Source organism: Anaerotignum sp. MSJ-24 (assembly GCF_018918145.1).
In the GTDB taxonomy this organism is placed as follows: domain Bacteria; phylum Bacillota; class Clostridia; order Lachnospirales; family Anaerotignaceae; genus Metalachnospira.
Genome location: NZ_JAHLPX010000001.1, coordinates 228,035 through 252,657, shown reverse-complemented (window position 1 = coordinate 252,657; position 24,623 = coordinate 228,035). Strand labels below are relative to the sequence as shown.

Below are 24,623 nucleotides of genomic sequence, written 5' to 3'. Positions count from 1 at the left end.
TCCTTTTTAAAGGAGTCTGGGGTTTGGGGCAACGCCCCAAGGTCTTTGGTATGGTTGCTTTGCATAATTTTAAGATATTTTTAGGATTTATTTAGGTTGTTTTTTATAATAATTTGTTGTAATTTGCCATAAGCTGTAATATAATATACGCAAAGAAATAAAACATATGCAGTTCTTTTTGCATACATAAAGGAGGAGTTTCTAATGAAAAAGAATTTAATGGGCGTTGCCGCCGCAGTACTTGCTATGTCTATGTCAATGCCTGCATTCGCACATGAGGTTACGGTTAAGGGCGGAACAAATAATACACCCGAACCTACTGTTGAGCATGAGGAAAACCTTCATGGCTTTAATGATGTAGACAAAAAAGATAATGCAACAGTAAACAAGGCAGTTGACAAAAATGCAGTTGTAGGCGTTGGCAACAATAAACTTGAAGGCAATGAAATCATCACAATCGAAGACCTTGCCGTTATGCTCTGGAGCATGGAAGGCTCACCCGTAACTCCCGGTAAGATTGCACCTGCCGCAGTTAATTCATCTGTTTATGCAAAACAGGCTGTTAAATGGGCTGTCGCTCAGAATATAATCGGTGAAACAGAAGATCCTCAGAGAAACGCAACAGTTGCGGACGTTAAGGCTATGCTCGCCGCTTATGGTCTTGATATGTCAGAGGTTGTCGGCAGTCCCACAGAAGCAACAAGAATGCGTGCGCTTGAATTAATCGCCGAGGCCGAAATGCGTGAAGGTATCGTTGTATATGACGATTGGGAAAGAGGCATCACCCATGACGGCGAAGACGGCGGAGATATAGACATCGCTTATTGATTTTAAATTAAATTGATATAACTCGGAAAATCATTTTGTGAATTGATTTTCATAAAATTTAGATTGAACCTTTTTAAAGGTTCATAGGGTTTGGGGCAACGCCCCAAGGTCTTATTTTCCATTCATGGAGGATTAATATAAATGAAAAAGAAATTCCTTGCATTGGCGGTTGCTTCCGCAATGCTGATGTCGGCTACACCGGCGTTTGCCGCAGACCATGTGGTAATTGCACCTTCCGCAGCTGCTCCCGAAAAGGAAAAAATGTCTGCCGAAGAGCTTAAGAAAAAAGCCGTTGAGCTTGGCATTATAGATGAAGATATGGATATTTCCAAAGGCATTATGGTCGAGACTGCCTGCTATATCGCTTGGCGTGCATCCGGTTCACCGGAGGCAAAGAACGGTTTTATCGCTCCCTGTGCGGTTAATGCCCCTAAGGAAAGACAGACTGCAATCAAATGGGCAGTCGGCAAGGGCATAATAAGCGGCAGTGAGGACATTAAAGCAATGGCAAACGGATTTAAGCTGACGGAAATTGCTCTCAGAGCAGACTTTGATGTGGATATGGTTCCGTCAAGGCCCAATCTTGAGGCATTCCTCAGATTTATTATCGAGCTTGGTCAGCGTCAGCTTGACGATGTCGGTAACGGATCAGTTGAAAGATATACATTATTATAACGTCAGATACCGATAAAAATTGAATTTTGAAACAGAAGAGATACGACAGGAATGCCGTATCTCTTTTTTTGTATTTTTTTTAGTACTTTTTTCTAAAAACCTATTGACAGATATTAAATTATACTGTATTGTATAGATATAAAAACAATAATGTATTTATAAAAATACTTTATGTTATATATTTAAGGTATTTTATATGAATATCGAGAAAGAGGTGGTTATATGAAAAATAAAAAAGTGGTAACGGCAATTGCCTTAGTTTTTGTAATGGCAATGAATGTTTCTGCATTTGCACATGAGGCAATTGTTAAAAACGGAGAAACATCGGCTGTTGTCGCAGATGACAGACTCACTGATGAAGAAGTAAAAAAGATCGCACATGAAAGAAGCTTAGTAAAGGAAAAGGTAGATTGGAGCAAAAAAGTAACTTTGGAAGATGTGGCTCATTTAATATGGAGCGGTGACAAAATGCCCAATCCGAAAAACGGATATGTTGCACCTATTGCGGCAACAGCTTCAAAAGATATGGTAGATGCAATAAAATATTGTGTTCAGCAGGGCATTATCTCTCCGAACGGAAATGCTATGGATATGCCTACTATAGAGCAGATTATGGATATGTTTAACCGTGCAGGATTCGACATTACTAATTGCGAGGAGCTTACGGGTACGGATGAACTTTCAGTTGTAAGAACGTACCTTTCACTTGAAAGAAGAAATATGATGGATGTCGGAACCAGCGGAAGAAGAAGAAGATACGATAGACCTAATGGAGATATAGTATGGCCTAACTTCCCCGGAGGCAATGGTAATTACATGTAACCCGATAAAGACTTTGTAACCGAAAAATAGAGACGAGAAAAGAACGTGAAAACAGATGTAAATTAGATGAAAACTCTAAAATAACGTTAAATGCATAATCAAATTCCCCATTCTGTATTATGAATAAATAAAATGTCTTTATTGGTGTACAAAATTGTTTCTAATCAAGCACAATACTATTGATTTTTATATATAGAGTGTGTATAATAAAAATAGAAATTCGATTTATTGGAAATACCCCTCCAAAATACCTTTTTCTTATTTAATCCTAAAAGGCCGTTGTTGAAAAACAGCGGTCTTTTTTTGTATATGAAATTGCCATTATTCGAGATTTAGAATATAATATATGAATTAATATATAAGGAGGATTAGCATGGAATTTATGTCGGCAAGAGAAGCCGCTGACAAATGGGGAATTTCTCAAAGAAGAGTAGCAATTCTTTGTTCTGAAGGAAGAATTGATGAAGCTGTGATGGTTGGAAATATGTGGAGTATACCAAATACGGCTAATTTTACCGCGTATTCGGAAAATGAGTTTAATGATGAAAAACAAATTGAGCTTGCTGAATTTGCAAAGAAAATGAGTAAAAAAGGTGCGATTGTTGTTAGTAATTCAGACCATCGAGGAGTGAATTTATATGAACCTTGCCTTGAATGATAGTTTAACTGGAGAATATAATTCAAATTCACAAATAGCAAGAGTTTTGACCGAAGAATGGGTTGAAAAAAATATGTATTGTCCACGATGTGGCAATCTTCATATTAATCACTTTGAAAATAATAGACCGGTTGCAGATTATTATTGTCCATCATGTAATAATGAATATGAATTAAAGAGTAAAAATGGAAATTTAGGACACAAAGTTAATGATGGTGCATATAACACAATGATTGAACGAATATCAAGTAATGATAATCCGGATTTTTTCTTTATGAATTATTCAAAAAATGAGTTGAAAGTTATAGACTTTATTCTAATTCCAAAGCATTTTTTTGTTCCGGATATTATAGAAAAACGTAAACCTTTAGCACTAACTGCAAAGAGAGCAGGCTGGACAGGTTGCAACATTTTATTAGATAAAATTCCTGAACAGGGTAAGATAGATATAGTTTCAAATGGTGAAATAATAGATATAAATTATGTTATTAATAAAGTAAATAAAAGTAGTCTACTTGAAACAAAGAACATAAATAATCGTGGTTGGCTTATGGATGTTTTAAATTGTGTTAATAAAATACCATCAGAAATATTTACATTAGACGAGGTATATAATTTCGAAAATATATTACATATTAAACATCCACAGAACAATAATATTAGACCTAAAATCAGACAACAACTTCAATTCCTAAGAGATAAAGGCTTTATAGATTTTTTAGGTAAAGGTAAATATATAAAGAGAATATGAGGTATTTTTATGAAAAAATATATGATTGCAATAGAGGAAACTGTCGTAGAAGAGTTTGAGGTTGAAGCAAATAATTTTGATGAAGCTCTAAATATTGCTGCAAAAAAATACTATGATTGTGAATTTGTAGTATCTCCGGGAGAAGTACAACTCAAACAGATGTCAGTTGCATCACAGAATGGTGAATATAGTAATTGGATTGAGTTCTAATGAAAGATGCAGAGAAAAAATTGACTTTGAGCATGATGGTGCAAATGGAAGGGTATATTTGCATAAAGGAGATGTAAGAAAGCTTGAGTTTATTTCAGATGAAAGTATTGATTTAATATGTACACATCCGCCATATGCCGATATTATTAATTACAGTGAAGATATACCGGAAGATTTGTCATTGCTCAAAATTAATGATTTTTTGGAAGAAATGAAGAAAGTTGCGTCTGAAAGTTACCGAGTTCTTAAAAAAGGAAAATATTGTGCAGTCCTTATGGGCGATACTCGTCAAAAAGGCTGTATGATACCTATGTCATTTGAAGTTATGCGTATATTTGAAAATTCCGGTTTTAAATTAAAAGAACTAATAATAAAAGAACAGCATAATTGCAGAGCAACAGGATATTGGAAAACAAACAGTATTAAATATAATTTTTTACTTATAGCACATGAGTATTTGTTTGTGTTTAAAAAATGATTTATCTTGTTTTTAATAACAGAGGTGTATTGTAATAATAAAGATAGAATGAGAGATATTTCGATTTCTATCTTTTTTATTAAATTAATAAATAAACTTTCCTTGACAAATATTCCATGGAAATATAGAATTACATCTGTACGAATTGGACAAAAAATATTCAGATTTGTTAGTTATAGCAAATATAAGTAACTGCTAACCGGTTTGTACATATATTAATTCTAAGGATGTGAAAATGATGACTCTTGATGAGCTTGAAATAGGTAAATCCGGCGTTATTACGGCCGTAAACGGCGAAGGTGCTTTACGCCGCCGCCTGTTGGATATGGGGCTTACTCCCAGAACAAAGGTTATGGTGCGTAAGGTTGCACCGATGGGCGATCCGATTGAAATACATCTGAGAGGCTATGAGCTGACCATTCGTGTTGACGATGCAAAGGATATTGAAATAGAAAGGGTGGCAGACTGATGATTTTTGCACTCGGCGGTAATCAGAACTGCGGTAAAACAACGCTGTTTAACCAGCTTACGGGCTCTAATCAGCATGTCGGAAACTTTCCCGGTGTTACGGTGGAAGGCAAAAGAGGAACGATAAAGGGACATCCGGATGTTGAGGTTGTTGACCTTCCCGGTATATATTCGCTTTCGCCTTATACCTCGGAGGAAATTGTAACGCGAGATTTCCTTATTAATGAAAAAATAGACTGTATTATAAACATAACCGACGCAACAAATATCGAGCGTAATCTCTATCTTTCACTTCAGCTTATGGAGCTGGATATTCCGATGGTTATAGCCTTGAATATGATGGACGAAATGCGTGAAAACGGCAACACGATAAAGATACAAAAGCTTTCGGAGGCACTCGGTGTTCCGGTTGTTCCGCTTGCCGCCGTTAAAAACGAAGGTGTTGACGAGCTTGTGGAGATTGCCATAGAAACGGCACAGCATAGGGCAAAGCCGGCAGTTAAGGACTTCTGCTCCGGTGCGGTACATAGAGCGATACATTCAGTTGCACATCTTGTTGAGGACCATGCGGACAGGATAAACGTTCCGTCAAGATTTGCGGCAACAAAGCTTATCGAAGGCGATGAGCCTATGATGAATGCACTCAGGCTTTCTGACAATGAAAAGGACATGCTTGAGCATATCGTTACCGAAATGGAAACGGAAACAGGTACGGACAGAGAGGCTGCTCTTGCCGATATGCGATATGACTTTATCGAAAAGGTATGTGCCGACACTGTAATAAAGACAGGAAAATCCAAGGCACACGAAAGAAGTGTAAAAATAGACAGCGTGCTTACCCATAAGGTATGGTCGATACCAATATTTGTCGGCATTATGGCGGTTATATTCTGGCTGACCTTCGGCGTAATCGGTGCATGGCTTTCGGACGGATTCACAGTGCTGATTGATAAGGTAATAGCATTGATAGATATGGGACTTACGAGCTACGGAATAAATCCGGTTGTACATTCGCTTATTATTGACGGCGTATGTGCCGGAGTAGGAAGCGTGCTTTCGTTCCTTCCGACAATCGTTGTGCTGTTCTTCTTCCTTTCAATGCTTGAGGACAGTGGATACATGGCGAGAGTTGCATTTGTTATGGACAAGACATTGAGAAAAATCGGACTTTCGGGACGTTCCTTTGTGCCTATGATAATAGGCTTCGGCTGTTCTGTTCCGGCTATCATGGCAAGCCGAACACTGCCGTCCGACAGGGACAGAAAGATGACAATAATACTTACGCCGTTTATGTCCTGTTCTGCTAAGCTGCCGATATATTCTGTATTTGTTATGGCGTTTTTTGCACCATATTTAAGACCGGTTATGATGATATTTTTATATATATTCGGTATGGTCATGGGTGTTTTGGTTGGCCTTGTATTAAAAAAGACTGCCTTCCACGGCGAGCCTGTGCCGTTTGTTATGGAACTGCCGAACTACCGTATGCCGGGCTTTAAGTCGGTTGTTATGCTTATATGGGACAAGGCAAAGGATTTCATAACAAAGGCGTTTACGATAATATTCACTGCGTCTGTAATCATATGGTTTTTACAGACTTTCGATACAAGGCTGAATGTTGTGACAGACAGCTCAATGAGTATGCTTGCGTTAATCGGACAGCTTGTTTCGCCGATATTCAGACCGCTTGGCTTTACGGACTGGAGAGCCGCAACGGCGCTTATTACGGGATTTTCGGCAAAAGAGGCGGTTATCAGTACGCTGTCGGTGCTTGTCGGCGGAAACATAAATGCTATGCTCCCGACAATATTTACGACAAAAGCGGCTATTTCGTTCCTTGTGTTTACACTGCTTTATACACCGTGCGTTGCGGCAATAGCGGCAGTAAAAAGGGAACTGCATTCGAGAAGTATGGCGTTGTTGGTTGTTGTAGGACAGACGGTATTTGCATGGTGCGTTGCGGCAATAGTATATAACGTGATTATGCTGTTTTGACAGGAGTTTGAGGATAATGGGAACAATGGGAGTATTGGATTATGTGCTTATAGGAGCGGTATGCGTTGGGCTGTTTTTCGCCATACGGTATATGATACGGCACAGAGGCGGCTGCTGCGGTTGTTCCGGCTGCTCCGGAAATTGCAGCAAATGCGGTAAATGTAAGGGATAAGGGGAAAGAAGACCTTGGGGCTTTGCCCCAAACCCCACAAAACTTAGTATGGTCAGAACTTTGCTTCGCAAAGCTGCCTAAAGGCATCCGCATCATGGTCAAAGCATTTTGCTACGCAAAACGGTCTGCGACCGCCCCGTTTTCTTCGGGGTGCATACTTTGCGGTTCATAAAAGGCTTAACCTAAACTTTGTAAAACTATTTCTGTGAAATAGTTTTGTATGGAAATATTATATGGAATATGAAAACTCGGAGGTGCAAATCAGACTTCCGAGTTTTTTAATGGAAATTACAAGCAAAAAAATAGAACGCCGTCGCAACGCCGTCCTTACAAAAACCTATATGATTTTTTGATTCTGCACCCATTATATACGAATATATAATGGGTGTCAATATATGGAGAGCCACAGAGCGACAATCCCAGTGCAGTCCGAAAACATACACCTCAATCCAAATTAATACAATAAACTATTTCGAAGAAATAGTTTATTAAAGTTTCGATCGAACCTTTTTAAAGGTTCGCAGGGTAGTGGGACGGAGTCCCACGGTCTTGACCTTTATTCAAAATAATTTATCTTCATAGCACGGCGAACGTCTGCGAGAGTTTCGTTTGCCTTGGCTCTTGCAACCTCACTGCCTGACTTGAGAATATCGTATACATCGGGTATACGTGACTCCCACATAGCTCGTCTTTCACGAATAGGCGCAAGCTCTGCCTGAAGCACCTTGTTCAGGAACTTCTTTATCTTTACATCGCCTAAACCGCCACGCTGATAATGCTCCTTTAATTCATCAAGACACTTGTATTCCGGTAAGAACTCAGCAAACTGCTCGTCTGTACAGAACGCATCAAGATATGTGAATACCGGATTGCCTTCTACCTTGCCGGGATCCTGTACACGTAAATGGTTCGGATCGGTGAACATAGACATTACCTTTTTCTGCACATCCTCGGCACTGTCGGAAAGATAGATACAGTTTCCGAGTGACTTGCTCATCTTTGCCTTGCCATCGATACCCGGTAATCTTAAGCAAGCCGCATTTTTCGGCAGTATAATGTTAGGCTCGGTAAGTGTTTCGCCATAAACCGAATTAAATTTGTGTACGATTTCCTTGCACTGCTCAAGCATAGGAAGCTGATCCTCACCGACAGGTACATCAGTTGCACGAAATGCAGTAATGTCTGATGCCTGGCTGATGGGATAGCAGAAGAAGCCGACAGGTATGCTTGCTTCAAAGTTACGCATCTGAATCTCTGCCTTTACGGTCGGGTTACGCTGTACTCTGGACACAGTAACAAGGTTCATGTAATATGTCGTAAGCTCGGTTAATGCCGGAACCATTGACTGAATGAATATAGTTGCCTTTTCGGGATCAATTCCGCAGGCAAGATAGTCCAATGCAACCTCGATAATGTTGTTTCTTACTTTTTCGGGGTGCTCGGCGTTGTCTGTAAGTGCCTGTGCATCGGCGATCATGATATAGATTTCGTCAAACTCGCCTGAATTCTGTAATCTTACTCGTTCTTTAAGCGAGCCTACGTAATGGCCTACATGGAGCTTGCCCGTAGGGCGGTCGCCTGTTAATATAATTTTCATAAAAGTTCCTCCGCTTAGTTATTTTAAGACCATGGGGCGTTGCCCCAAACCCTATGAACCTTTAAAAAGGTTCAATCCAAACTTTGATAAACTACATTCTACGAATGTAGTTTTGAATATAAATTAAATCCATAATCAACTATTTTGAAAAAATAGTTGATATTAAAGTTTAGGTCAAGCCTTTTTAAAGGCTTGCCGGGTATGGGACGGAGTTCCATGGTTTTTACATAGTTTCGTGTACAATTTGTTCTCTTCTGTATACTACCTTTTTTACAGTCAGTGCAAACACAATGGCTGTTATTATCGAGCCCAATATATCCGAGATAGGAGCGGCATAAAATATATTGGTTATGTCCGTTATCCTCGGAATAATAAGCACCGCAACAAAATACATTCCTTTTCGTATGAGCGAAAGCGGTATTGCACGCTGTACCTGTCCCATACCGATAAGCCCATCGACAACCGGCCACTGGAATGTGAATCCGATTATGCCTAATGTATATATCTTGATTGCTCTTACTGCCTCGGTCATGTACTGTGTGTCAGATGTGAATATCCGCACAAGCACCTGCGGTACAGTCTGGCTTATTGTAAACATTATAACACAAAATGCGAAACAAAGCATTATTATATATTTTTCCGACTGCATAACCCGTTTTGCGTTTCCGGCACCGAAGTTGTAGCTCAAAATTGCCTGTGTTCCTCCGGTTATTCCGCCCAACGGCATTGTTATGATGAGCATAAAGCTCTGCACGATTGCCATACAGCCCACAAGTAAATCAGCATTTGCTCCGCCGAATTTCTGGAGCATCATGTTGACCTCGATTAAAAGCACGTTGTCGATTGATACCGTAAGAAAGGGCACAAAGCCGGTTTTGAGTATACGCAGGCATAACGCCGGGAAATAGTTGCCGAAGGTTAGTCTTATTGGCGGCTTGTCCGAAAGCAGAAAATGCAGAACATATACGCAGGTTCCTATCTGCCCGATAACGGTGGCGATTGCCGCACCGACTATGCCGAGATTAAGTACATATATGAATACCGGATCAAGAGCAATGTTTATTACCGCACCGATAATAACCGCAATCATGCCGTTTTTTGCAAAGCCCTGCGAAAGTATGTATTGATTCATGCCGTTTCCGAGAAGGGCGAATATCGTTCCCAATACATATATCTTAAAATATTTTTCCGCATAGGGATATATTGCCTCGCTTGCACCGAAGGCAAATAAAATCTGCTTTCGCATGAAAAACGCAATGGCCGTACATATAACAGAAAATATGATAAGAAGCAGAAATGCGTTGGATACGTATTTAGATGCTTCTTTTTTATTGCCTTCGCCGAGCTTTATGCCCATCAGCGGAGCACCGCCGACACCGATAAGGGTTGCAAAGGACAAAATAATAGTAACTATCGGAGCACAAACGCCGATTGCCGTAAGCGCCGTTTCTCCTACAACGGGCATATGGCTAACGAATATTCGGTCCGTAATGCTGTAAAGCACGCTGACAAACTGTGCCGCCATTGCCGGAAAAGCCAGCTTTATCACAAGCTTGCGTACGTCCTCCGTTCCAAGACGGTTTTCCTGTTCCATAAAAATTATCACTGCCTTTATAAAAATACTGCCTGAAATATTATAAGACGAAAGAGGAGGATAATCAAGACTTAAAACCTAAGGGCTCTGCCCTTAAACCTGTGAACCTTTAAAAAGGTTCGATCCAAATTTTGCTAAACTACATTCTGACGAATGTAGTTAGGGGAAGAATTAAATTTATGTTGACACAGCCTTATTCACGTACTATAATTTTGTTCAAAACAGAACAGTTCTATTTAGAACAATTTGAAAGGGAGGATATATATGGAACCGGATTTTCCTTCGTTTATCGGACTTATAAATATGCTGAAAAAAAGCTATGACTGTTTTATACAGCCGGTTATGGATAAGTATTCCATGACACGGATTGAAATTGACATACTTATGTTTCTTGCCAACAATCCGCAATATTCAACCGCAAGCGACATAGTAAACAAGCGTATGCTTACAAAATCCCATGTTTCCTATGCGTTGAATACATTGGAGCAGAATGGCTATATCCATCGGGAATACCGGAATAATAACCGCAAAACGGCGTATATCGTTCTTCTGGAAAAGGCGGAGGATATAATTGCCGACGGAAAAAAGGCTCAGCTTGAGTACGGCAAAACGGTTTCGGAAGGCATAGACAGGGAGCAGTTCAGGGAAATATTAATGCAGATGAGCGAAAATCTCAATAAGAATATTAATGCAAAACAGGAGGAAAAATAATGCTTTATAAATTTATTATCTGCTTTATTGCAGGAATAGGTGCCGGCTTGGGAACAGGCTTTGCCGGAATGAGTGCGGCTGCGGTTATTTCGCCTATGCTTATAACCTTTCTCGGATTTCCCGCATATCAGGCGGTCGGCATTGCGCTTGCATCGGATGTGCTTGCCAGTGCGATAAGCGCCTATACATACGGCAAAAATAAAAATCTCGATATTAAAAACGGTCTGCTTATGATGGCATTCGTATTGCTGTTTACAATGGTCGGCAGTTATATTTCTTCGCTTCTGCCCAACAGAACAATGGGCAGCTTTTCGGTTGTTATGACGTTCTTCCTCGGAATCAAATTCATAGTCCGTCCCGTTATGACAACAAAACAGGCAATGCTTGATGTCAGCCCGTCAAAAAGAAGAGTGCAGTCAATAGTCTGCGGAATGATAATCGGCTTTATATGCGGCTTTGTCGGCGCAGGTGGCGGCATGATGATGCTGCTTATTCTCACAAGCGTTCTCGGTTATGAGCTTAAAACGGCGGTCGGCACAAGCGTATTCATAATGACGTTTACGGCACTCACCGGAGCATTGAGCCATTTCGCAATCGGCGGTGCTCCCGATGTGGCGGCACTTATATTCTGCGTTGCATCAACACTCCTTTGGGCGAGAATAGCGGCAGTCTTTGCGAATAAGGCAGAGCCGAAAACGCTCAATAGGGCAACGGGAGTTGTGCTTACGGTGCTCGGTGCGGCAATAATGATTGTAAACTTTATAAGTTGAAAACTTTGGAATTTTACTTTTAAATAAATTTAATATTTTTAGAATTTAGGTCAAGCCTTTTATGAACCGCAAAGATAGATGCGGCTGCCGTAGGCAGCTTTGCGAAGCAAAGTTCTGAACAATGAACCGCAAAGTATGCACCCCGAAGAAAACGGGGCGGTCGAAGACCGCTTTGCGAAGCAAAGTTCTGAATATGATGCGGTGGTCGAAGACCACTTTGCGAAGCAAAGTTCTGATCATACTAAGGCTTATAGGGTGTGGGATAAAGTCCCACAGGTATTTGATTTTATGTTGTTATGAATTTCTTTTCATAAAGCTCACGCATTGTGTCATAAAGTATGAGCTTATCATCATCGGAAAGCGAAGGCAGAAGGTTTATTATCTCTATATCGGCTGCAGAAAAGTCGGATTTCATAAAATAGGGCAGTTCCTCTCTGCCGAGAAGATATTCCGGCGTCACGCCGAAATAATCCGCAATCAGCTTAACATTACGCTCGGAAAGCTGTTTAGTCCGTCCGGCCTTAAACTCGGATAAAACGCTTCTTGATAAGCTTATATCACGACACATTTTTGTTATCGTAATGCTGTTTATGTGGCATAAATCCTCAATTCTATAATATAAATCCGTCATGGCAATCATTCCTTTTTAACTTAATTACTTATAATATAACCCTTAAAACGGCTTTATATTACAGAATAAGTGTATAACAGGAGTATGTATAACTCAATTAAGAATTTTTAAAGAAAATCTAAATTTTTTATAAACATATTGGAACAGTTAAAATATTTTTATTGTGACAGAAAAATGATGTATAATATAAATAAATTTATACACAGGAGGAATGTATCATGGAAAGAGTAGTAAAGTTTTTAAAAGATGCTGAAACCTATTATTTAGCAACGGTTGAAGGTGACCAGCCGAGAGTAAGACCTTTCGGAACAGCTCATATTTTTGAAGGCAAGCTTTATATTCAGACAGGCAAGGTGAAGGACGTTTCAAAGCAGATTCATGCCAATCCCAAGGTTGAAATTTGTGCATTCAAGGACGGCGAATGGCTCCGTGTAGCCGGAGAGCTTGTGGAGGACGACAGAAGAGAGGCAAGACAGTCCATGCTTGACGCATATCCTTCTTTGCAGAAGATGTATTCCGCAGATGACGGAAATACAGAGGTATTTTATTTCAAAAATGCCACAGCCACATTCTCATCATTTACACATGCTCCGGAAGTAGTGAAGTTCTGATGACAAAAGATGAATGGTATAAGCAGTTATTTGAAGGACTGGGCAATTCCAAATTCCGAAGCGGCTTTCATCTGAAACAGAAGGACATTGATTACATAAACGAAAAGGGACTTGACACCATAAGAAGGCACGCCGAGGACTTTATTGCAAAGCGGATTGCTCCGGCAAAAGTACTCAATGACGGAAAACAGACGCCTATGCGTGGCCACCCTGTGTTCATTGCACAGCATGCGACAGCAACCTGTTGCAGGGAGTGCATACGGAAGTGGCATAAAATACGGCCGGGCAGAGAACTGAGCAAGATACAACAGGAATATCTTGTTGACGTAATTATGGTGTGGATTAAAAGGGAATTTGACAGATATAAATGAAACTAAAATCTCTATTTAAGATAATTGCGGATACTGCTATACAACAAACGCTCCGGTTACATATCAAATCGGAGCGTTTCAACTTAATTATTTAAATATATGTGTATAGTACCATATCAGCTCAAGCAGCTTTCTTTCGTTAATCGGTTTGGACACATGTTAAAATGATTTTCGATAAGGTTTAGGTGAACCCTTTTTAAAGGGTTCTGGGGGTTGGGGCAAAGCCCCATAAAATAAAATGTTTGCAGTTAAAACTACATTAATATATAATAATTAAAAATACATACAGGAGTGATATTATGCGTAAATATGAAGATATAGTAAATGTTGCGGTGGTCAATTTCCGCCAGGTATGGGGCAGCACAGAGAGCAACCTTGCGAGAATAAAGGGCTTTACAAAACAGGCGGCAAAGCGTGGAGCAGACATAATTGTTTTTCCCGAAATGGCTTTGACCGGCTATGACAACGAAACCGACGTGCCGTATGCCTACAAAATGCAGTTAAGGGACGCCCAGACAACCGATGGCGACGCGATAGCCGAGATTTCTGCCGTAACAAAGATGTACGGCGTATATGCCGTATTCGGTATGGCAGAGCGTGATAAGGAAAAGAATGATGTGGTTTATAACTCTGTTGCTGTATGCGGCCCGAAGGGCTTTATCGGCACATACCGTAAGCTCCATCCGGCACTTGAGGAGCAGTGCTGGTGCACAAGAGGCGACGAACCTTTTATGTTTGATACACAATGGGGTCCTGTTGCGGTAGGTATATGCTACGACAGCTATAACTTCCATGAGCTTGCCAGATATTATGCGGCGGCAGGTGCAAGATTGTATCTTAACCCGACAGCAGTCGGCGGCGGCCCGTTCTTCGACTGGAAGGAATATTATATGACAGGTCTTAAGCAGATAGTCAATTCAGCGGAAATATTTGTTGCCAGCTCAAACCTTACCGGCTTTGCAAAGGTAGACGAAGAGGCCGGCGGCAGCAATGACAACCAGAAGAGCCACGGCACACGCTTCGGCGGCGGAAGCATTATACTCGGACCGGGTGTAGGCGACAAAATACATATTTATGCCGGAGATGTGGACAGCGAGGAGGAAAAGGTGTTCATGGAAACAATAGATCTTTCGCTTGCCACAAGACGTAACTTCAAGGTGGACAGCATAACAGGCAGACCGGATTACCGCCCCGATTTATACATTAAATTAAATCAGAAGTTACTCGAAACAGAATTCTGGAAACAGTTTAAGGAATAAAAGACTTATGGGGCTTTGCCCCAAGGTGTTCAAAAAAGTATGCTTTATTGCCAATCGACAATTTGTTAAAACCATTTTGCGACTCTACAAGTCGCGGGGTGTGTAGCGAGGGAGGATGCGCTTAAATTGCGAAGTCCGCCTTTCCTCCCTCGCGCTCCCTTCTATCCGGACACGCTCAAGTTACTGAAAAACCGAAACTTCGCAGGAATGCTGCTCAGTTTTAACGGTTTTTGAAATATCACTCGACATTTTGTAGCAATACAAAATTATATATTTAATCTAAAAAATACATCCCCAAAACTATTTCGTAAGAAATAGTTTATCGAAAGTTTAGATTGAACCTTTTTAAAGGTTCATGGGGTTTGGGGCAAAGCCCCAAGGTGTTCAAAAAAGCATATCTTTTTGCAACAATACGTTTCTCCCATCTGTATATAAAGCAGAACGGAAAATAAAACAACACTTTATAAACAGAAAGGACGAATGAATTATGAAAAAATTTATCGCAGTATTAGTTGGAGCAGTTATTACAATGAGTGCTATGCCTATGGCATTTGCCGCAGAAACCACAGCCGTTAATGACACAATAATCGGTATGCCGAGTCCGTTTATTGATTACGACACACTCGAAGAGGCAGAGAAGGCTGTCGGCTTTGAAATCAACGTGCCGGAGAGCATTGACGGATATTCCGAAAAGGTCATCAGCGTTATGGACGGCAAAATGATACAGGTAGTCTTTGTGGAAGGTGACAAACAGATCTGTATCCGCAAGGAAAAGGGCAATGACGACATCAGCGGAGATTATACAAAATATGCCGAGAAAAAGATAACCGACATTGACGGCGTAACAATTACACTCAAGGGCGGCAACGGTAAATATGGCAATGCTTCATGGACAGCAGACGGATATTCCTATTCAATCGGTGCGTATGATTACTCGCTTGAGATAAACGAAGGCATTGCACTTGACGAAATGCTTGACCTTGCCGAAACGGTGATAACCGGCGTTGACAACACAGGTATTGTCGGTATACCAAATCCGTTCATTGAATACAAATCACTTGAAGAGGCAGAAAAGGCAGTCGGCATTAAGCTTAACATTCCTGAAGAGCTTAACGGCTACAAAATTGATAGCATAAGCTCAATGGACGGAGTTATGTTACAGGTGATTTATTCAAACGGAACAGACAGCATTTTTGTACGCAAGATGCAGGGCAACGCAAGCATCAGCGGAGATTACAACGTATACGACAATTCGGTTGATTTCTATGTAGGCGGCAAAAACGTAAGCTTTAAGGGCAACAACGGCGCAATCAGCAACGCCGAATGGAACAAAAACGGATATTCATATTCATTATATTCCGAAAATGGCGCAAGCTACGAAACAATGAAGGCTTTTGCGGAAGTTGTAAAATAAAATGAAAAAAATAAAATAATTACTTACAAAAATATGGGTGGAAAACATGGTAATTGCAGTAAACGGAATAAACAAAACAAATATTTTTGAGAGATTATTTTACGGGTTGAAATACAAAATACAAATGGTCCTTGCGGCGTTTGCCGCAAAGGCCGATTGTACAGACAAGAATACAACAGTCGTTTCCGCAAGGGCGGAGTACATAATAAATACCTACGGAAACAGCATAATGCGTCTGGCGTATTCATATCTGCACAACATGAGCGATGCCGAGGATATTTTACAGGAAACGCTTATTAAATATGTAAAAACCGCACCAAAGTTCGAGAACGACAGCCACGAAAAGGCATGGCTTATGACGGTTGCGGCAAATCTCAGCAAAAACAAGATAAATTACAACCGAATACGCACCACCGACGAATTACAGGACACGCTTGTTGCCGAGGAAAGAGAGAATTTATCCTTTGTATGGGAGGCGGTTAAACAGCTTCCGTCCAAATATACTTATGCGGCTATTGTCGAAAAAGAGTTTGACGGTATAAATATGACAATAAAAGGCAATGAAGATGAAAACGATGTCAATAAATTCTTCAATGCCGTATGGACAAAGAACGGATACAGCTATTCGTTGTTCTTTGAGAACGCGTAGATATGGCGGAAGTTGAGAATATAATTAATTCTACCGCATGGTAATTATTTATAATTTTCTGCCAATCGGCAATTTTACAAAATTATTTTGTGGCTTTCATTGACCGCACAAGTATGCACCCCGAAGAAAACGGGGCGGTCAAAAACAGCGAAGACCGCTGACGCTTATGAACCGCAAAGATAAATGCGGTGGTCGAAGACCACTTTGCAAAGCAAAGTTCTGAATAGGCGGTTTTGCGTAGCAAAATTTTGACAATAGACCGTTTTGCGTAGCAAAATGCTTTGACCATAGTGCGGTGGCATAGCCACTTTTGCTTTGCAAAAGTCATGACCATAGTCGCAAGGGGAATGCTGCTCGGTCTTAACGCAATTTTGAAATTTGGAAATCGAAATTTTGTAGCTGATTTAAATTTGTATGAAATTTTTCGTAAAACTACATTCTTGAGAATGTAGTTTATCAAAGTTTCGATTGAACCTTTTTAAAGGTTCATAGGGTTTGGGGCAAAGCCCAAAGGTATTTGATTTTTATAGGCAATAAAAAAGAAGGGTTTTTGTGTCCTTCTTTTTTTGCGTTCATTTATTTTATTCTTTTTCGTCTGTGTTAAATTCTTCGATAGCCGCCTCGTTTGTCTTTATCTGCTCGGTTGACATCATAAGTGTACGTGCCATATAGCTTGCGGAGTCGTTAAGATGCTGAAGCATTGCCGCCTCTGCCGCCTCTCTGTCACGAAGCTCGATTGCGTTGATTATTTTGAGATGATCCTCTGCACGCTGAAGATTTGTATGCACTACGTTATTGCCGAATACGTTTACGAACATATCCTGAAGAAGCTCGAAGGTTCTGAGGATAATCGGGTTAGCCGTAGCAAGGGCAATAAGGTGATGAAATTCAAGATCGTATTTGATTATCTGATCGTTCGTTTTGGCAAGCTTCATGTTTACAACCGTGAGATAAAGCTTGTCGATCATTTCGGTTGAAGCACGCATAGCGGCATATCCGGCTGATGCTGTTTCGGTCATTCTTCTGTATTCAAGAAGATTGACACGGTCGAGAGAGCCTGCCGGAGCGGTAGGGTAAATATCGCTTGTGTTTATCGAAGCGGCGTCCGCACAAACAAAGGTGCCTCTGCCCTGATAGCTTTCAAGAATACCCATGTTAGTTAATTTTCTAATAGCGGCTCTTGCGGAAACTCTGCTGACATCAAGAGTTTTGCAAAGAATGTTTTCAGAAGGTATCTTGTCACCGGGCTTCCATGAACCGTTGGCGATATTGGATTTAATATGATTATAGACTCTGTCGCTGATTGGTGTTCGTGATGATTTTTCTGTTAAGTCTGCCATTTTATTGACCTCCTTTAAATATATGGGTGAATAAAAATATATTCAATTTGTATTAGATAAATAGATTATACTTGTAATAAATGCCTTTGTCAATTATTTAATTAAATAAAATGATAAAAAATGTCAATTATTATTATTATTTTTTTGAAAAAACAATGATAGAGTTTGATTTTATAAACTAAATTCACAAAATATGGTTATTAAAGGTGCATATTCCGAATTAATATTAGGATTATCCAGTATTTGGTAAAGTATACTGCCTATAAATTGTCACTGCCAATATGCTTATATTAATATTATTGATAACCAATATACCGTTTTAAACGTGATTAATAATACAATATATAATACTTGTTATCTGAATAATAAGCGTTTGCTTATTCTATAAACGGTTATAGGAAAGGTTTTATGTAAATATAACACTGTTTACGTCATAAAAACACCGATTTTGCTCATACAGGCATAAATAAGTATAGTGGTATATCTTGTATAAATATATAACCAATAATTATATTAAGAATTTTTTTCGATACAAAATTAAAAAACGGCATAGATTCAAGGCTTTTACAATATTAATAATTGTATTTTACATATACTTTACTTGGAAAATTGTCGAATAACATTTTTCGGTCGTAAAACATGTATTATTTTATAAGTGTTAGGAGTGCATAAATACGATAAAATCAATGAATATCGGGTGTTTAAAAATTATTTTTAGATAGTCTTACAAATATATAGATTGAAAAAAACACTATGATATAGTAAGCTAATTAATGTCGTGATGCTTATAATTGAGTAAGCGGCATATGAAAAATAATTATTTTGGGGGAAATATCATGCTTAATTTTTTTGTCAAAGGAAATTCATTTCTTTGGAACTTTCTACTTTTGATTTTGCTTTGCGGAACAGGAATTTATTACACAATCAAGCTTAAGTTTATTCAGGTCAGACGTTTCGGCGAAGGCTGGAGACATGTTTTCGGAAACCTTTCGCTCAAGGGCGAGAAGGGCGAGAACGGAGAAATGACGCCGTTCCAGTCCATAGCTACGGCAATAGCGGCCCAGGTAGGCACAGGTAACCTTACCGGTGCGGCAACGGCACTTGTTTCCGGCGGTCCGGGAGCGATATTCTGGATGTGGCTCAGTGCGTTTTTCGGAATGGCAACTATTTATGCCGAGGCAGTTCTTGCACAGAACTACAAGGTGGTTGAAGAGGGCGAATTGACAGGTGGCCCTGTTTACTACATAAAAGCGGCATTCAAAGGCAAATTGGGCAAGGTGCTTGCGGCAGCCTTTGCTGTTTTTATAATCATTGCGCTTGGCTTTATGGGCAATATGGTTCAGTCAAACTCAGTAGGAACTGCCTTTGCGGGCGTTTTTAATGCAAGAGGCATCAATATCTCATCTTTGGTTATCGGTGTGGCAATCGCAATTTTTGCGGCAGTTGTTTTCATTGGAGGAACAACTCGTCTTGCATCTGTAACTGAAAAAATCGTACCTATTATGGCGGTTATTTATATCGTTGGCTCTGTTATTATTCTTGTTATGAATGCATCTGCTATTCCCGGAGCTTTCAAAATGATTTTTGTCGGCGCTTTTAAGCCTTCTGCAATAATGGGCGGTGCTTTGGGCGTAACTGTTCAGCAGTCAATAAGATACGGCGTTGCAAGAGGTCTTTTCTCAAATGAGGCAGGTATGGGCTCAACACCCCATGCACATGCAAGAGCAAAGGCGAAAAATCCCCATGAACAGGGACTTGCGGCAATGATAAGCGTATTCATAGATACATTTGTTATCCTCAGCATTACAGCCGTTACAATCATCTGTACAGGCGTTCTCGACTGCGGAAAAACAGGTATTGCGCTCACACAGACAGCCTTCGTTACAGGCTTTGGTTCATTCGGTGATATTTTCATTGCTGTTTGTCTTTTCTTCTTTGCGTTCTCAACAATTATCAGCTGGCATTTCTTCGGCATGGTTAATGTAAAATATCTTTTCGGCAAAAAGGCCGTTAAGCTTTATTCGGTTATCGTTGTTATCTGTATCGTAATCGGTTCTGCGCTTAAGGTAGACCTTGTATGGGAAATGGCAGACTTCTTTAACGGAATCATGGTTATACCGAACGTGCTCGCCCTTGTTGCACTGGGAGCGGTGGTAAAGAAGATATTCGTTGATAATGACGGAAAATAAAAGACCTTGGGGCGTTGCCCCAAACCTCACCAACCTTAGAATGGTCAGAACTTTGCTTCGCAAAGCGGTCTTCGACCGCCGCATCATGGTCAAAGCATTTTGCTACGCAAAACGGTCTGCGACCGCCCCGTTTTCTTCGGGGTGCATACTTTGCGGTTCATAAAAGGTTGGATCTAAACTTTAAAAAATGGACTGTTAAAAAATAACAGTCCATTTTTGTGTTCTATATAATTTTATATGTTTGTTACGGTTGAAACGAAGTCAATATTATTGACGGTTTTTTCCGTCCAATTAAGTCTGTTCTGCTTAATTTTTCTCATAAATGTTATAGCCACAACAAGTGCGATTCCTTCCGCAACAGGGAATGCCACCCACATCATGCTTTCTGCATTAGGCAGCTTTGTGAATATCCAGCAGAGCGGAAGTGCTACGATTATCTGACGGATTGCGGACACGATAAGCGAATGGAAGCCACAGCCGAGTGCCTGAAAAACGCCCTGATATATTACGTTTGCACCGACAAAGAGATAGCCGAGTGTTACTATACGTATCGCACGCACGCAGAGTGCCAGTGTTTCGTCCGAAAGCGAGAACACTCCGGCAAGCGGTTCGGCAAATATCTGAAGTCCGATTAAGCCGATAAGCATTATTATAAGCGTGTAAATCATGCCGTAGTGTATTGCCTGATTGATACGTGCTTTGTCATGTCTGCCGTAGTTAAAGCCGACAACGGGGATAACGGCGTTGTTCATGCCGATTCCCGCAAGATAAATGAACTGCTGTATTTTATAATAAACTCCGTAGGCGGTAACAGCCGATGTTGAAACAGCACCGAAAATTACGTTCACGCCGTAGGACATAATTGAAATTAATGCCTGCATTATTATGGCAGGAATACCGACAACATAAATCTGTTTTATAATGCTTGATGACGGCTTTAAATATTTAATACCGTTTTTGATGTCGTGGTTATATTTAAAATGAAAATATGCGTTTAACACAAATGTTATCATCTGACCGATTATAGTCGCATAAGCCGCTCCTGCAATGCCCATCTGAGGGAATGGCCCAAGACCGAAAATAAGCATCGGGTCAAGAACTATGTTTGCAATAGCACCTGCCGCCTGTCCTATTGTGGGAAAAATTGTCCGGCCTGTTGACTGCAACATTTTTTCATAGATCATTGAGAATATACATCCGAATGACATAACTGTGCAAATACTGAGATAAGTTTTGCTTAAGCCGAGGACAATCTCATCGGTTGTCTGTGACACAAGGTATGCATTCATTCCGAATATGGTAAAAATGAGGAAGGCGATGTATGTGCAAATGCCCAGAAATACGGCATTTCCGGCGATGTGTGCAGCTTTTTCACGGTTGCCCTCACCGAGAATTTTTGATAAAAGCGCATTAATACCTACGCCTGTTCCTACGCCAACGCCGACAATAAGCATCTGTATGGGAAAGGCAAGGGTAAGCGCATTGACTGCATATTCGCCCATGCCTGTTATTGTTGCCGTGTCCGGCATTCTGCTGACAAAATAGCTGTCTACTATGTTGTAGAATGCCTGTAAAATCATGGACATTATCATAGGAACGCCCATGGATAAAAGTAATTTATTTACGGGAACTATGCCCATTTTGTTTTCTCTTATGTTTTCTTCCACTTTTAAACCTCCGTTCATCAAAAGCTAATCGCAAAAAAAGAACGTAAATCCGATACCGAATTCACGCTTTTTTAAAGCCACAATATAAACAACTGCTATATGGTAACAAAAATATGTACAAAAGTCAACACTGATTTTTAGTATATTTTTCGAAAAAATGAACTGTCTACAGTATTATTCACCTAAATATAAATACATTTCTTCGGCATAAGCACCTTTGTAGTTCTCGCCGTCCAGCTTTTCCTTAAATTCGGCAAGCTTTTCACTGTCAGCATTGTCGGCTCTGAGTCCGGCATATTCGGCAAGAATGCCGCTGTCCTTATAGTTTTTTTCAGCAAGTACGTTTAATTCGTCCTCGGCTGTTGCAAAATCGCCATTGTTCATATATTCGATTGCTTCTTTATATCGTTTTCCTTTATTTATGTTGGAGTTTTCGGATTTCATCATTGCAAAAACCGCATACAGGCAAAGCACAACAAGTATTGAAATCGAAAGTGCTCTTGAAAATTTATTTGAACCTCTCATTTTGTTTCCTCCTATTATCCTTTTGAACATTCACTTCATACTAATACATTTTTTTATTTTTTACAAGCGGCAAATATACGAACTGATATTTGTAAAATTTCGGAATAATTCGGAAATAATAAAAATATAACATAAAACCGTTATCTTAGATACAAAGAAAAATCCTTTTATTCAGCTATAAACCGTTATTCTGATATGATAATTCTCTGATAATTTTATGATAAATCCATGATAAATCTTACGAATGTTTGTTTGTTATAATGTAACCTGTAAGGAGGAAGAAATATGGACAGGACGATAACTAAGGAGGAAATAATCGGAAAGCTTAAGGAAATTGTTTTTCTTACGGACGAGTCAGTCAAATGTTCCGAAAGGCTTAAGGCCATAGAGCTGTTGTGCAAAATAACAGGCATTATGAACGAAGAACAGCATCAGTCCGAAACAATAGAAGAATTTTTGCGAAGGGCAGGCGGCGACTGATGGATATATTCGATTTCAGTCAATACTCGGAAAGCTTTCTTAAAATACGAACCAAAAACGGAAGAATAATTCCCTTTAAGCCAAACGAACCGCAGAAACGGCTTTTGTCGGTTATCGAAGGCGAACGGAAGGCAGGACGCCCTGTGAGAATAATAATACTCAAGGCAAGGCAAATGGGCTTTTCGACGCTCACCGAAGGAGTACTTTTCCACAGCACAATAACGAGCGAAAATACAACATCGCTTGTTATCGCCCATAAGGAGGAGGCTGTGGCAGGATTATTTGCCATGAACAGGCTGTTTTATGATGAACTGCCGGAAAGAATACGTCCCATGAGAAATACGGCAAGCACAAAGGAAATGGTTTTTGAAAATCCCGACAAAGGCTCTGCGGAGAAAGGTCTGCGAAGCCGAATACGTTCCGCAACAGCCGGAGGCAGAGGTGTAGGACGAAGTGAAACGATAACAAACATTCATGCCTCGGAGGTCGCTTTCTGGGAAGGCGACAAAAAAGCCATACTCAACGGACTTATGCAGGCTGTTCCCGACAGTCCCGGAACAATGGTCATTCTTGAATCGACGGCGAACGGCTGTGATTATTTCAAGGAGCTTTGGGACAGAGCGGTAAACGGCGATAACGATTTTGTCCCTGTCTTTTTCCCTTGGCACGAAATGAAGGAATACCGCAGAAAATATGATGGCTTTCAGCTTACAAAGGCGGAAACGGTGCTGAAAAAGGCCTATAACCTCGACAATGAACAGCTTGCCTGGCGAAGATGGTGCATACGAAACAACTGCGGCGGTGACGAACAGCTTTTCAGACAGGAATATCCCTCCGCACCGGAGGAGGCATTTATTCTGACGGGACGGTGCATATTCGATAAGGAGAAAATATCCTCAAGGCTTGCAATACTTCGAGGAAGAAAAGAGCCTGTTATCGGAATGTTTACGGCAAAGGAAAAGGACGGACGACTTGAGGACATACGTTTTCACCGTCAGAAGGACGGTTTTGTGCGGATATATTCAAAGCCGCAGACAGGACACAGCTATGTAATCGGCGGTGATACCGCCGGCGAAGGCAGCGATTATTTTACCGCACAGGTGCTGGATTCGGCAGACGGAAAACAGGTATGCGTTTTGCGACAGCAGTCCGACGAGGACGAATATGCAAGACAGGTTTATTGTCTGGGGAAATATTACAATAATGCACTTACGGCGATAGAAACCAATTTTTCCACATATCCCGTAAAGGAGCTGGCAAGGCTCGGCTATGACAATCTTTATGTTCGCCGACAGGAGGACAGCTATACAAACCGCATTCTGAATTCCTATGGTTTTAAAACGACCATGGTTACAAGACCGTTAATAATAAGCGGACTGGTCAAGTTTGTTCGAGAGGAAAGCGGTAAGCTGAACGATTCGGAAACACTTCGGGAAATGCTTTCATTTGTTAAAAACAGCCATGGCAGAGCCGAGGCGGAATACGGAGCACATGACGATCTGGTTATGGCACTTGCCATTGCGGTGTATGTTCTGCCGGAGGTGGTTGCCGCCACACAGGAGGAAAGCATGGAAACTGCACATTGGACTGCGGATATGTGGGAGGACTACAACAACAGTGATACCGAAGGCAAACTATACCTTTTAAAAAAGTATGGAAAATAATATGCAGTTTAACAAGTCGCAAGGGAATGATGCTCGATTTTTAACGGTTTTTATACTTTAGGTGTGTTTGAGTTGGGAGGTTTGATTTTAAATT

26 protein-coding genes are annotated in these 24,623 nt (G+C 40.4%); 20 read left to right on the top strand and 6 right to left on the bottom strand.

All coding sequences use genetic code 11. From position 1 onward, the window contains the following. The first annotated feature begins 204 nt into the window (after positions 1–204). The 10 genes from KQI66_RS01205 to KQI66_RS01160 all read left to right on the top strand — a co-directional run bounded on the left by KQI66_RS01205 (position 205) and on the right by KQI66_RS01160 (position 7,057). Positions 205–828, top strand: coding sequence for a hypothetical protein (locus tag KQI66_RS01205; RefSeq protein ID WP_216426880.1), 624 nt, complete (start codon positions 205–207; stop codon positions 826–828). A 141-nt stretch (positions 829–969) separates the two neighbouring features. Next, positions 970–1,503 (top strand): hypothetical protein, encoded by a 534-nt coding sequence (locus tag KQI66_RS01200; RefSeq protein WP_216426879.1) that lies wholly within the window; start codon positions 970–972, stop codon positions 1,501–1,503. Between the two features lie 222 nt (positions 1,504–1,725). After that, positions 1,726–2,325 carry a hypothetical protein gene (locus KQI66_RS01195; protein WP_216426878.1) on the top strand — a complete coding sequence of 200 codons (600 nt, stop codon included), beginning with the start codon at positions 1,726–1,728 and terminating at the stop codon, positions 2,323–2,325. 373 nt (positions 2,326–2,698) lie between these two features. Further along, complete coding sequence (locus KQI66_RS11450; RefSeq protein ID WP_330654931.1) at positions 2,699–2,983, top strand: hypothetical protein; 285 nt, start codon at positions 2,699–2,701, stop codon at positions 2,981–2,983. Beyond that, the gene (locus KQI66_RS01185; protein WP_216426877.1) at positions 2,964–3,734 is read left to right on the top strand and encodes a DpnI domain-containing protein; all 771 of its coding nucleotides are present in this window, start codon (positions 2,964–2,966) and stop codon (positions 3,732–3,734) included. Before KQI66_RS11450 ends, KQI66_RS01185 begins: the two co-directional genes overlap by 20 nt. 9 nt (positions 3,735–3,743) lie before the next feature. Then, a complete protein-coding gene (locus KQI66_RS01180; protein ID WP_216426876.1) occupies positions 3,744–3,944 on the top strand; it encodes a DpnD/PcfM family protein in 201 nt (66 codons plus the stop codon). After that, entirely contained in the window at positions 3,913–4,422 is a 510-nt protein-coding gene (locus tag KQI66_RS01175) for a DNA methyltransferase (protein ID WP_330654930.1), read from the top strand. Before KQI66_RS01180 ends, KQI66_RS01175 begins: the two co-directional genes overlap by 32 nt. Positions 4,423–4,657: 235 nt before the next feature. Then, positions 4,658–4,891 (top strand): FeoA family protein, encoded by a 234-nt coding sequence (locus KQI66_RS01170; protein ID WP_330654948.1) that lies wholly within the window; start codon positions 4,658–4,660, stop codon positions 4,889–4,891. Continuing rightward, the gene (gene feoB, locus KQI66_RS01165) at positions 4,891–6,885 is read left to right on the top strand and encodes a ferrous iron transport protein B (protein WP_216426875.1); all 1,995 of its coding nucleotides are present in this window, start codon (positions 4,891–4,893) and stop codon (positions 6,883–6,885) included. The genes KQI66_RS01170 and feoB overlap by 1 nt, the downstream gene beginning before the upstream one ends. A 16-nt stretch (positions 6,886–6,901) precedes the next feature. Next, entirely contained in the window at positions 6,902–7,057 is a 156-nt protein-coding gene (locus KQI66_RS01160) for a FeoB-associated Cys-rich membrane protein (protein ID WP_216426874.1), read from the top strand. 556 nt (positions 7,058–7,613) lie between these two features. Here the strand turns inward: KQI66_RS01160 and trpS are convergent. Together trpS and KQI66_RS01150 are read right to left on the bottom strand one after the other, a co-directional pair. Continuing rightward, on the bottom strand, positions 7,614–8,654 hold the full coding sequence (gene trpS, locus KQI66_RS01155; protein ID WP_216426873.1) for a tryptophan--tRNA ligase: 1,041 nt from the start codon (positions 8,652–8,654) through the stop codon (positions 7,614–7,616). Positions 8,655–8,877: 223 nt separating this feature from the next. Continuing rightward, positions 8,878–10,248: an MATE family efflux transporter gene (locus KQI66_RS01150; RefSeq protein ID WP_216426872.1), complete on the bottom strand. Its 1,371-nt coding sequence runs from the start codon at positions 10,246–10,248 to the stop codon at positions 8,878–8,880. Positions 10,249–10,512: 264 nt separating this feature from the next. Between KQI66_RS01150 and KQI66_RS01145 the strand changes: the two genes are divergently transcribed. Then, entirely contained in the window at positions 10,513–10,959 is a 447-nt protein-coding gene (locus tag KQI66_RS01145; RefSeq protein WP_216426871.1) for a MarR family winged helix-turn-helix transcriptional regulator, read from the top strand. After that, positions 10,959–11,729, top strand: coding sequence for a sulfite exporter TauE/SafE family protein (locus KQI66_RS01140; RefSeq protein ID WP_216426870.1), 771 nt, complete (start codon positions 10,959–10,961; stop codon positions 11,727–11,729). Before KQI66_RS01145 ends, KQI66_RS01140 begins: the two co-directional genes overlap by 1 nt. 286 nt (positions 11,730–12,015) lie before the next feature. On the opposite strand, the gene KQI66_RS01135 is transcribed toward KQI66_RS01140, so the two are convergent. After that, complete coding sequence (locus KQI66_RS01135; protein ID WP_216426869.1) at positions 12,016–12,360, bottom strand: helix-turn-helix domain-containing protein; 345 nt, start codon at positions 12,358–12,360, stop codon at positions 12,016–12,018. A gap of 218 nt (positions 12,361–12,578) precedes the next feature. Here KQI66_RS01135 and KQI66_RS01130 point away from each other — a divergent pair, with 218 nt between their 5' ends. The 5 genes from KQI66_RS01130 to KQI66_RS01110 all read left to right on the top strand — a co-directional run bounded on the left by KQI66_RS01130 (position 12,579) and on the right by KQI66_RS01110 (position 16,664). Next, positions 12,579–12,971 (top strand): pyridoxamine 5'-phosphate oxidase family protein, encoded by a 393-nt coding sequence (locus tag KQI66_RS01130; RefSeq protein ID WP_216426868.1) that lies wholly within the window; start codon positions 12,579–12,581, stop codon positions 12,969–12,971. Continuing rightward, the gene (locus KQI66_RS01125) at positions 12,971–13,342 is read left to right on the top strand and encodes a DUF4186 domain-containing protein (RefSeq protein WP_216426867.1); all 372 of its coding nucleotides are present in this window, start codon (positions 12,971–12,973) and stop codon (positions 13,340–13,342) included. Before KQI66_RS01130 ends, KQI66_RS01125 begins: the two co-directional genes overlap by 1 nt. A 299-nt stretch (positions 13,343–13,641) precedes the next feature. Then, the gene (locus tag KQI66_RS01120) at positions 13,642–14,601 is read left to right on the top strand and encodes a carbon-nitrogen hydrolase family protein (RefSeq protein WP_216426866.1); all 960 of its coding nucleotides are present in this window, start codon (positions 13,642–13,644) and stop codon (positions 14,599–14,601) included. A gap of 487 nt (positions 14,602–15,088) precedes the next feature. After that, positions 15,089–16,015, top strand: coding sequence for a hypothetical protein (locus tag KQI66_RS01115; protein ID WP_216426865.1), 927 nt, complete (start codon positions 15,089–15,091; stop codon positions 16,013–16,015). A 46-nt stretch (positions 16,016–16,061) separates the two neighbouring features. Then, positions 16,062–16,664: an RNA polymerase sigma factor gene (locus KQI66_RS01110; RefSeq protein ID WP_253287608.1), complete on the top strand. Its 603-nt coding sequence runs from the start codon at positions 16,062–16,064 to the stop codon at positions 16,662–16,664. 581 nt (positions 16,665–17,245) lie between these two features. Here the strand turns inward: KQI66_RS01110 and KQI66_RS01105 are convergent. Beyond that, on the bottom strand, positions 17,246–18,004 hold the full coding sequence (locus tag KQI66_RS01105) for a FadR/GntR family transcriptional regulator (RefSeq protein WP_216426864.1): 759 nt from the start codon (positions 18,002–18,004) through the stop codon (positions 17,246–17,248). Between the two features lie 836 nt (positions 18,005–18,840). Between KQI66_RS01105 and KQI66_RS01100 the strand changes: the two genes are divergently transcribed. After that, positions 18,841–20,193: an alanine/glycine:cation symporter family protein gene (locus tag KQI66_RS01100; RefSeq protein WP_216426863.1), complete on the top strand. Its 1,353-nt coding sequence runs from the start codon at positions 18,841–18,843 to the stop codon at positions 20,191–20,193. Between the two features lie 233 nt (positions 20,194–20,426). On the opposite strand, the gene KQI66_RS01095 is transcribed toward KQI66_RS01100, so the two are convergent. Together KQI66_RS01095 and KQI66_RS01090 are read right to left on the bottom strand one after the other, a co-directional pair. After that, the gene (locus KQI66_RS01095; protein ID WP_330654927.1) at positions 20,427–21,860 is read right to left on the bottom strand and encodes an MATE family efflux transporter; all 1,434 of its coding nucleotides are present in this window, start codon (positions 21,858–21,860) and stop codon (positions 20,427–20,429) included. A 174-nt stretch (positions 21,861–22,034) separates the two neighbouring features. After that, positions 22,035–22,385 (bottom strand): hypothetical protein, encoded by a 351-nt coding sequence (locus tag KQI66_RS01090; protein ID WP_216426861.1) that lies wholly within the window; start codon positions 22,383–22,385, stop codon positions 22,035–22,037. Between the two features lie 285 nt (positions 22,386–22,670). Here KQI66_RS01090 and KQI66_RS01085 point away from each other — a divergent pair, with 285 nt between their 5' ends. Both KQI66_RS01085 and KQI66_RS01080 read left to right on the top strand, forming a co-directional pair. After that, on the top strand, positions 22,671–22,865 hold the full coding sequence (locus KQI66_RS01085; RefSeq protein ID WP_216426860.1) for a hypothetical protein: 195 nt from the start codon (positions 22,671–22,673) through the stop codon (positions 22,863–22,865). Next, positions 22,865–24,529, top strand: coding sequence for a hypothetical protein (locus KQI66_RS01080; RefSeq protein ID WP_216426859.1), 1,665 nt, complete (start codon positions 22,865–22,867; stop codon positions 24,527–24,529). Before KQI66_RS01085 ends, KQI66_RS01080 begins: the two co-directional genes overlap by 1 nt. Positions 24,530–24,623 lie beyond the last annotated feature (94 nt).

Bases quoted from the DNA above. Each gene is read 5' to 3' on its own strand.
- KQI66_RS01205 (WP_216426880.1), top strand. From the start codon at position 205: ATGAAAAAGAATTTAATGGGCGTTGCCGCCGCAGTACTTGCTATGTCT.
- KQI66_RS01200 (WP_216426879.1), top strand. From the start codon at position 970: ATGAAAAAGAAATTCCTTGCATTGGCGGTTGCTTCCGCAATGCTGATG.
- KQI66_RS01195 (WP_216426878.1), top strand. From the start codon at position 1,726: ATGAAAAATAAAAAAGTGGTAACGGCAATTGCCTTAGTTTTTGTAATG.
- KQI66_RS11450 (WP_330654931.1), top strand. From the start codon at position 2,699: ATGGAATTTATGTCGGCAAGAGAAGCCGCTGACAAATGGGGAATTTCT.
- KQI66_RS01185 (WP_216426877.1), top strand. From the start codon at position 2,964: ATGAACCTTGCCTTGAATGATAGTTTAACTGGAGAATATAATTCAAAT.
- KQI66_RS01180 (WP_216426876.1), top strand. From the start codon at position 3,744: ATGAAAAAATATATGATTGCAATAGAGGAAACTGTCGTAGAAGAGTTT.
- KQI66_RS01175 (WP_330654930.1), top strand. From the start codon at position 3,913: ATGGTGAATATAGTAATTGGATTGAGTTCTAATGAAAGATGCAGAGAA.
- KQI66_RS01170 (WP_330654948.1), top strand. From the start codon at position 4,658: ATGATGACTCTTGATGAGCTTGAAATAGGTAAATCCGGCGTTATTACG.
- feoB (WP_216426875.1), top strand. From the start codon at position 4,891: ATGATTTTTGCACTCGGCGGTAATCAGAACTGCGGTAAAACAACGCTG.
- KQI66_RS01160 (WP_216426874.1), top strand. From the start codon at position 6,902: ATGGGAACAATGGGAGTATTGGATTATGTGCTTATAGGAGCGGTATGC.
- trpS (WP_216426873.1), bottom strand. From the start codon at position 8,654: ATGAAAATTATATTAACAGGCGACCGCCCTACGGGCAAGCTCCATGTA.
- KQI66_RS01150 (WP_216426872.1), bottom strand. From the start codon at position 10,248: ATGGAACAGGAAAACCGTCTTGGAACGGAGGACGTACGCAAGCTTGTG.
- KQI66_RS01145 (WP_216426871.1), top strand. From the start codon at position 10,513: ATGGAACCGGATTTTCCTTCGTTTATCGGACTTATAAATATGCTGAAA.
- KQI66_RS01140 (WP_216426870.1), top strand. From the start codon at position 10,959: ATGCTTTATAAATTTATTATCTGCTTTATTGCAGGAATAGGTGCCGGC.
- KQI66_RS01135 (WP_216426869.1), bottom strand. From the start codon at position 12,360: ATGACGGATTTATATTATAGAATTGAGGATTTATGCCACATAAACAGC.
- KQI66_RS01130 (WP_216426868.1), top strand. From the start codon at position 12,579: ATGGAAAGAGTAGTAAAGTTTTTAAAAGATGCTGAAACCTATTATTTA.
- KQI66_RS01125 (WP_216426867.1), top strand. From the start codon at position 12,971: ATGACAAAAGATGAATGGTATAAGCAGTTATTTGAAGGACTGGGCAAT.
- KQI66_RS01120 (WP_216426866.1), top strand. From the start codon at position 13,642: ATGCGTAAATATGAAGATATAGTAAATGTTGCGGTGGTCAATTTCCGC.
- KQI66_RS01115 (WP_216426865.1), top strand. From the start codon at position 15,089: ATGAAAAAATTTATCGCAGTATTAGTTGGAGCAGTTATTACAATGAGT.
- KQI66_RS01110 (WP_253287608.1), top strand. From the start codon at position 16,062: ATGGTAATTGCAGTAAACGGAATAAACAAAACAAATATTTTTGAGAGA.
- KQI66_RS01105 (WP_216426864.1), bottom strand. From the start codon at position 18,004: ATGGCAGACTTAACAGAAAAATCATCACGAACACCAATCAGCGACAGA.
- KQI66_RS01100 (WP_216426863.1), top strand. From the start codon at position 18,841: ATGCTTAATTTTTTTGTCAAAGGAAATTCATTTCTTTGGAACTTTCTA.
- KQI66_RS01090 (WP_216426861.1), bottom strand. From the start codon at position 22,385: ATGAGAGGTTCAAATAAATTTTCAAGAGCACTTTCGATTTCAATACTT.
- KQI66_RS01085 (WP_216426860.1), top strand. From the start codon at position 22,671: ATGGACAGGACGATAACTAAGGAGGAAATAATCGGAAAGCTTAAGGAA.
- KQI66_RS01080 (WP_216426859.1), top strand. From the start codon at position 22,865: ATGGATATATTCGATTTCAGTCAATACTCGGAAAGCTTTCTTAAAATA.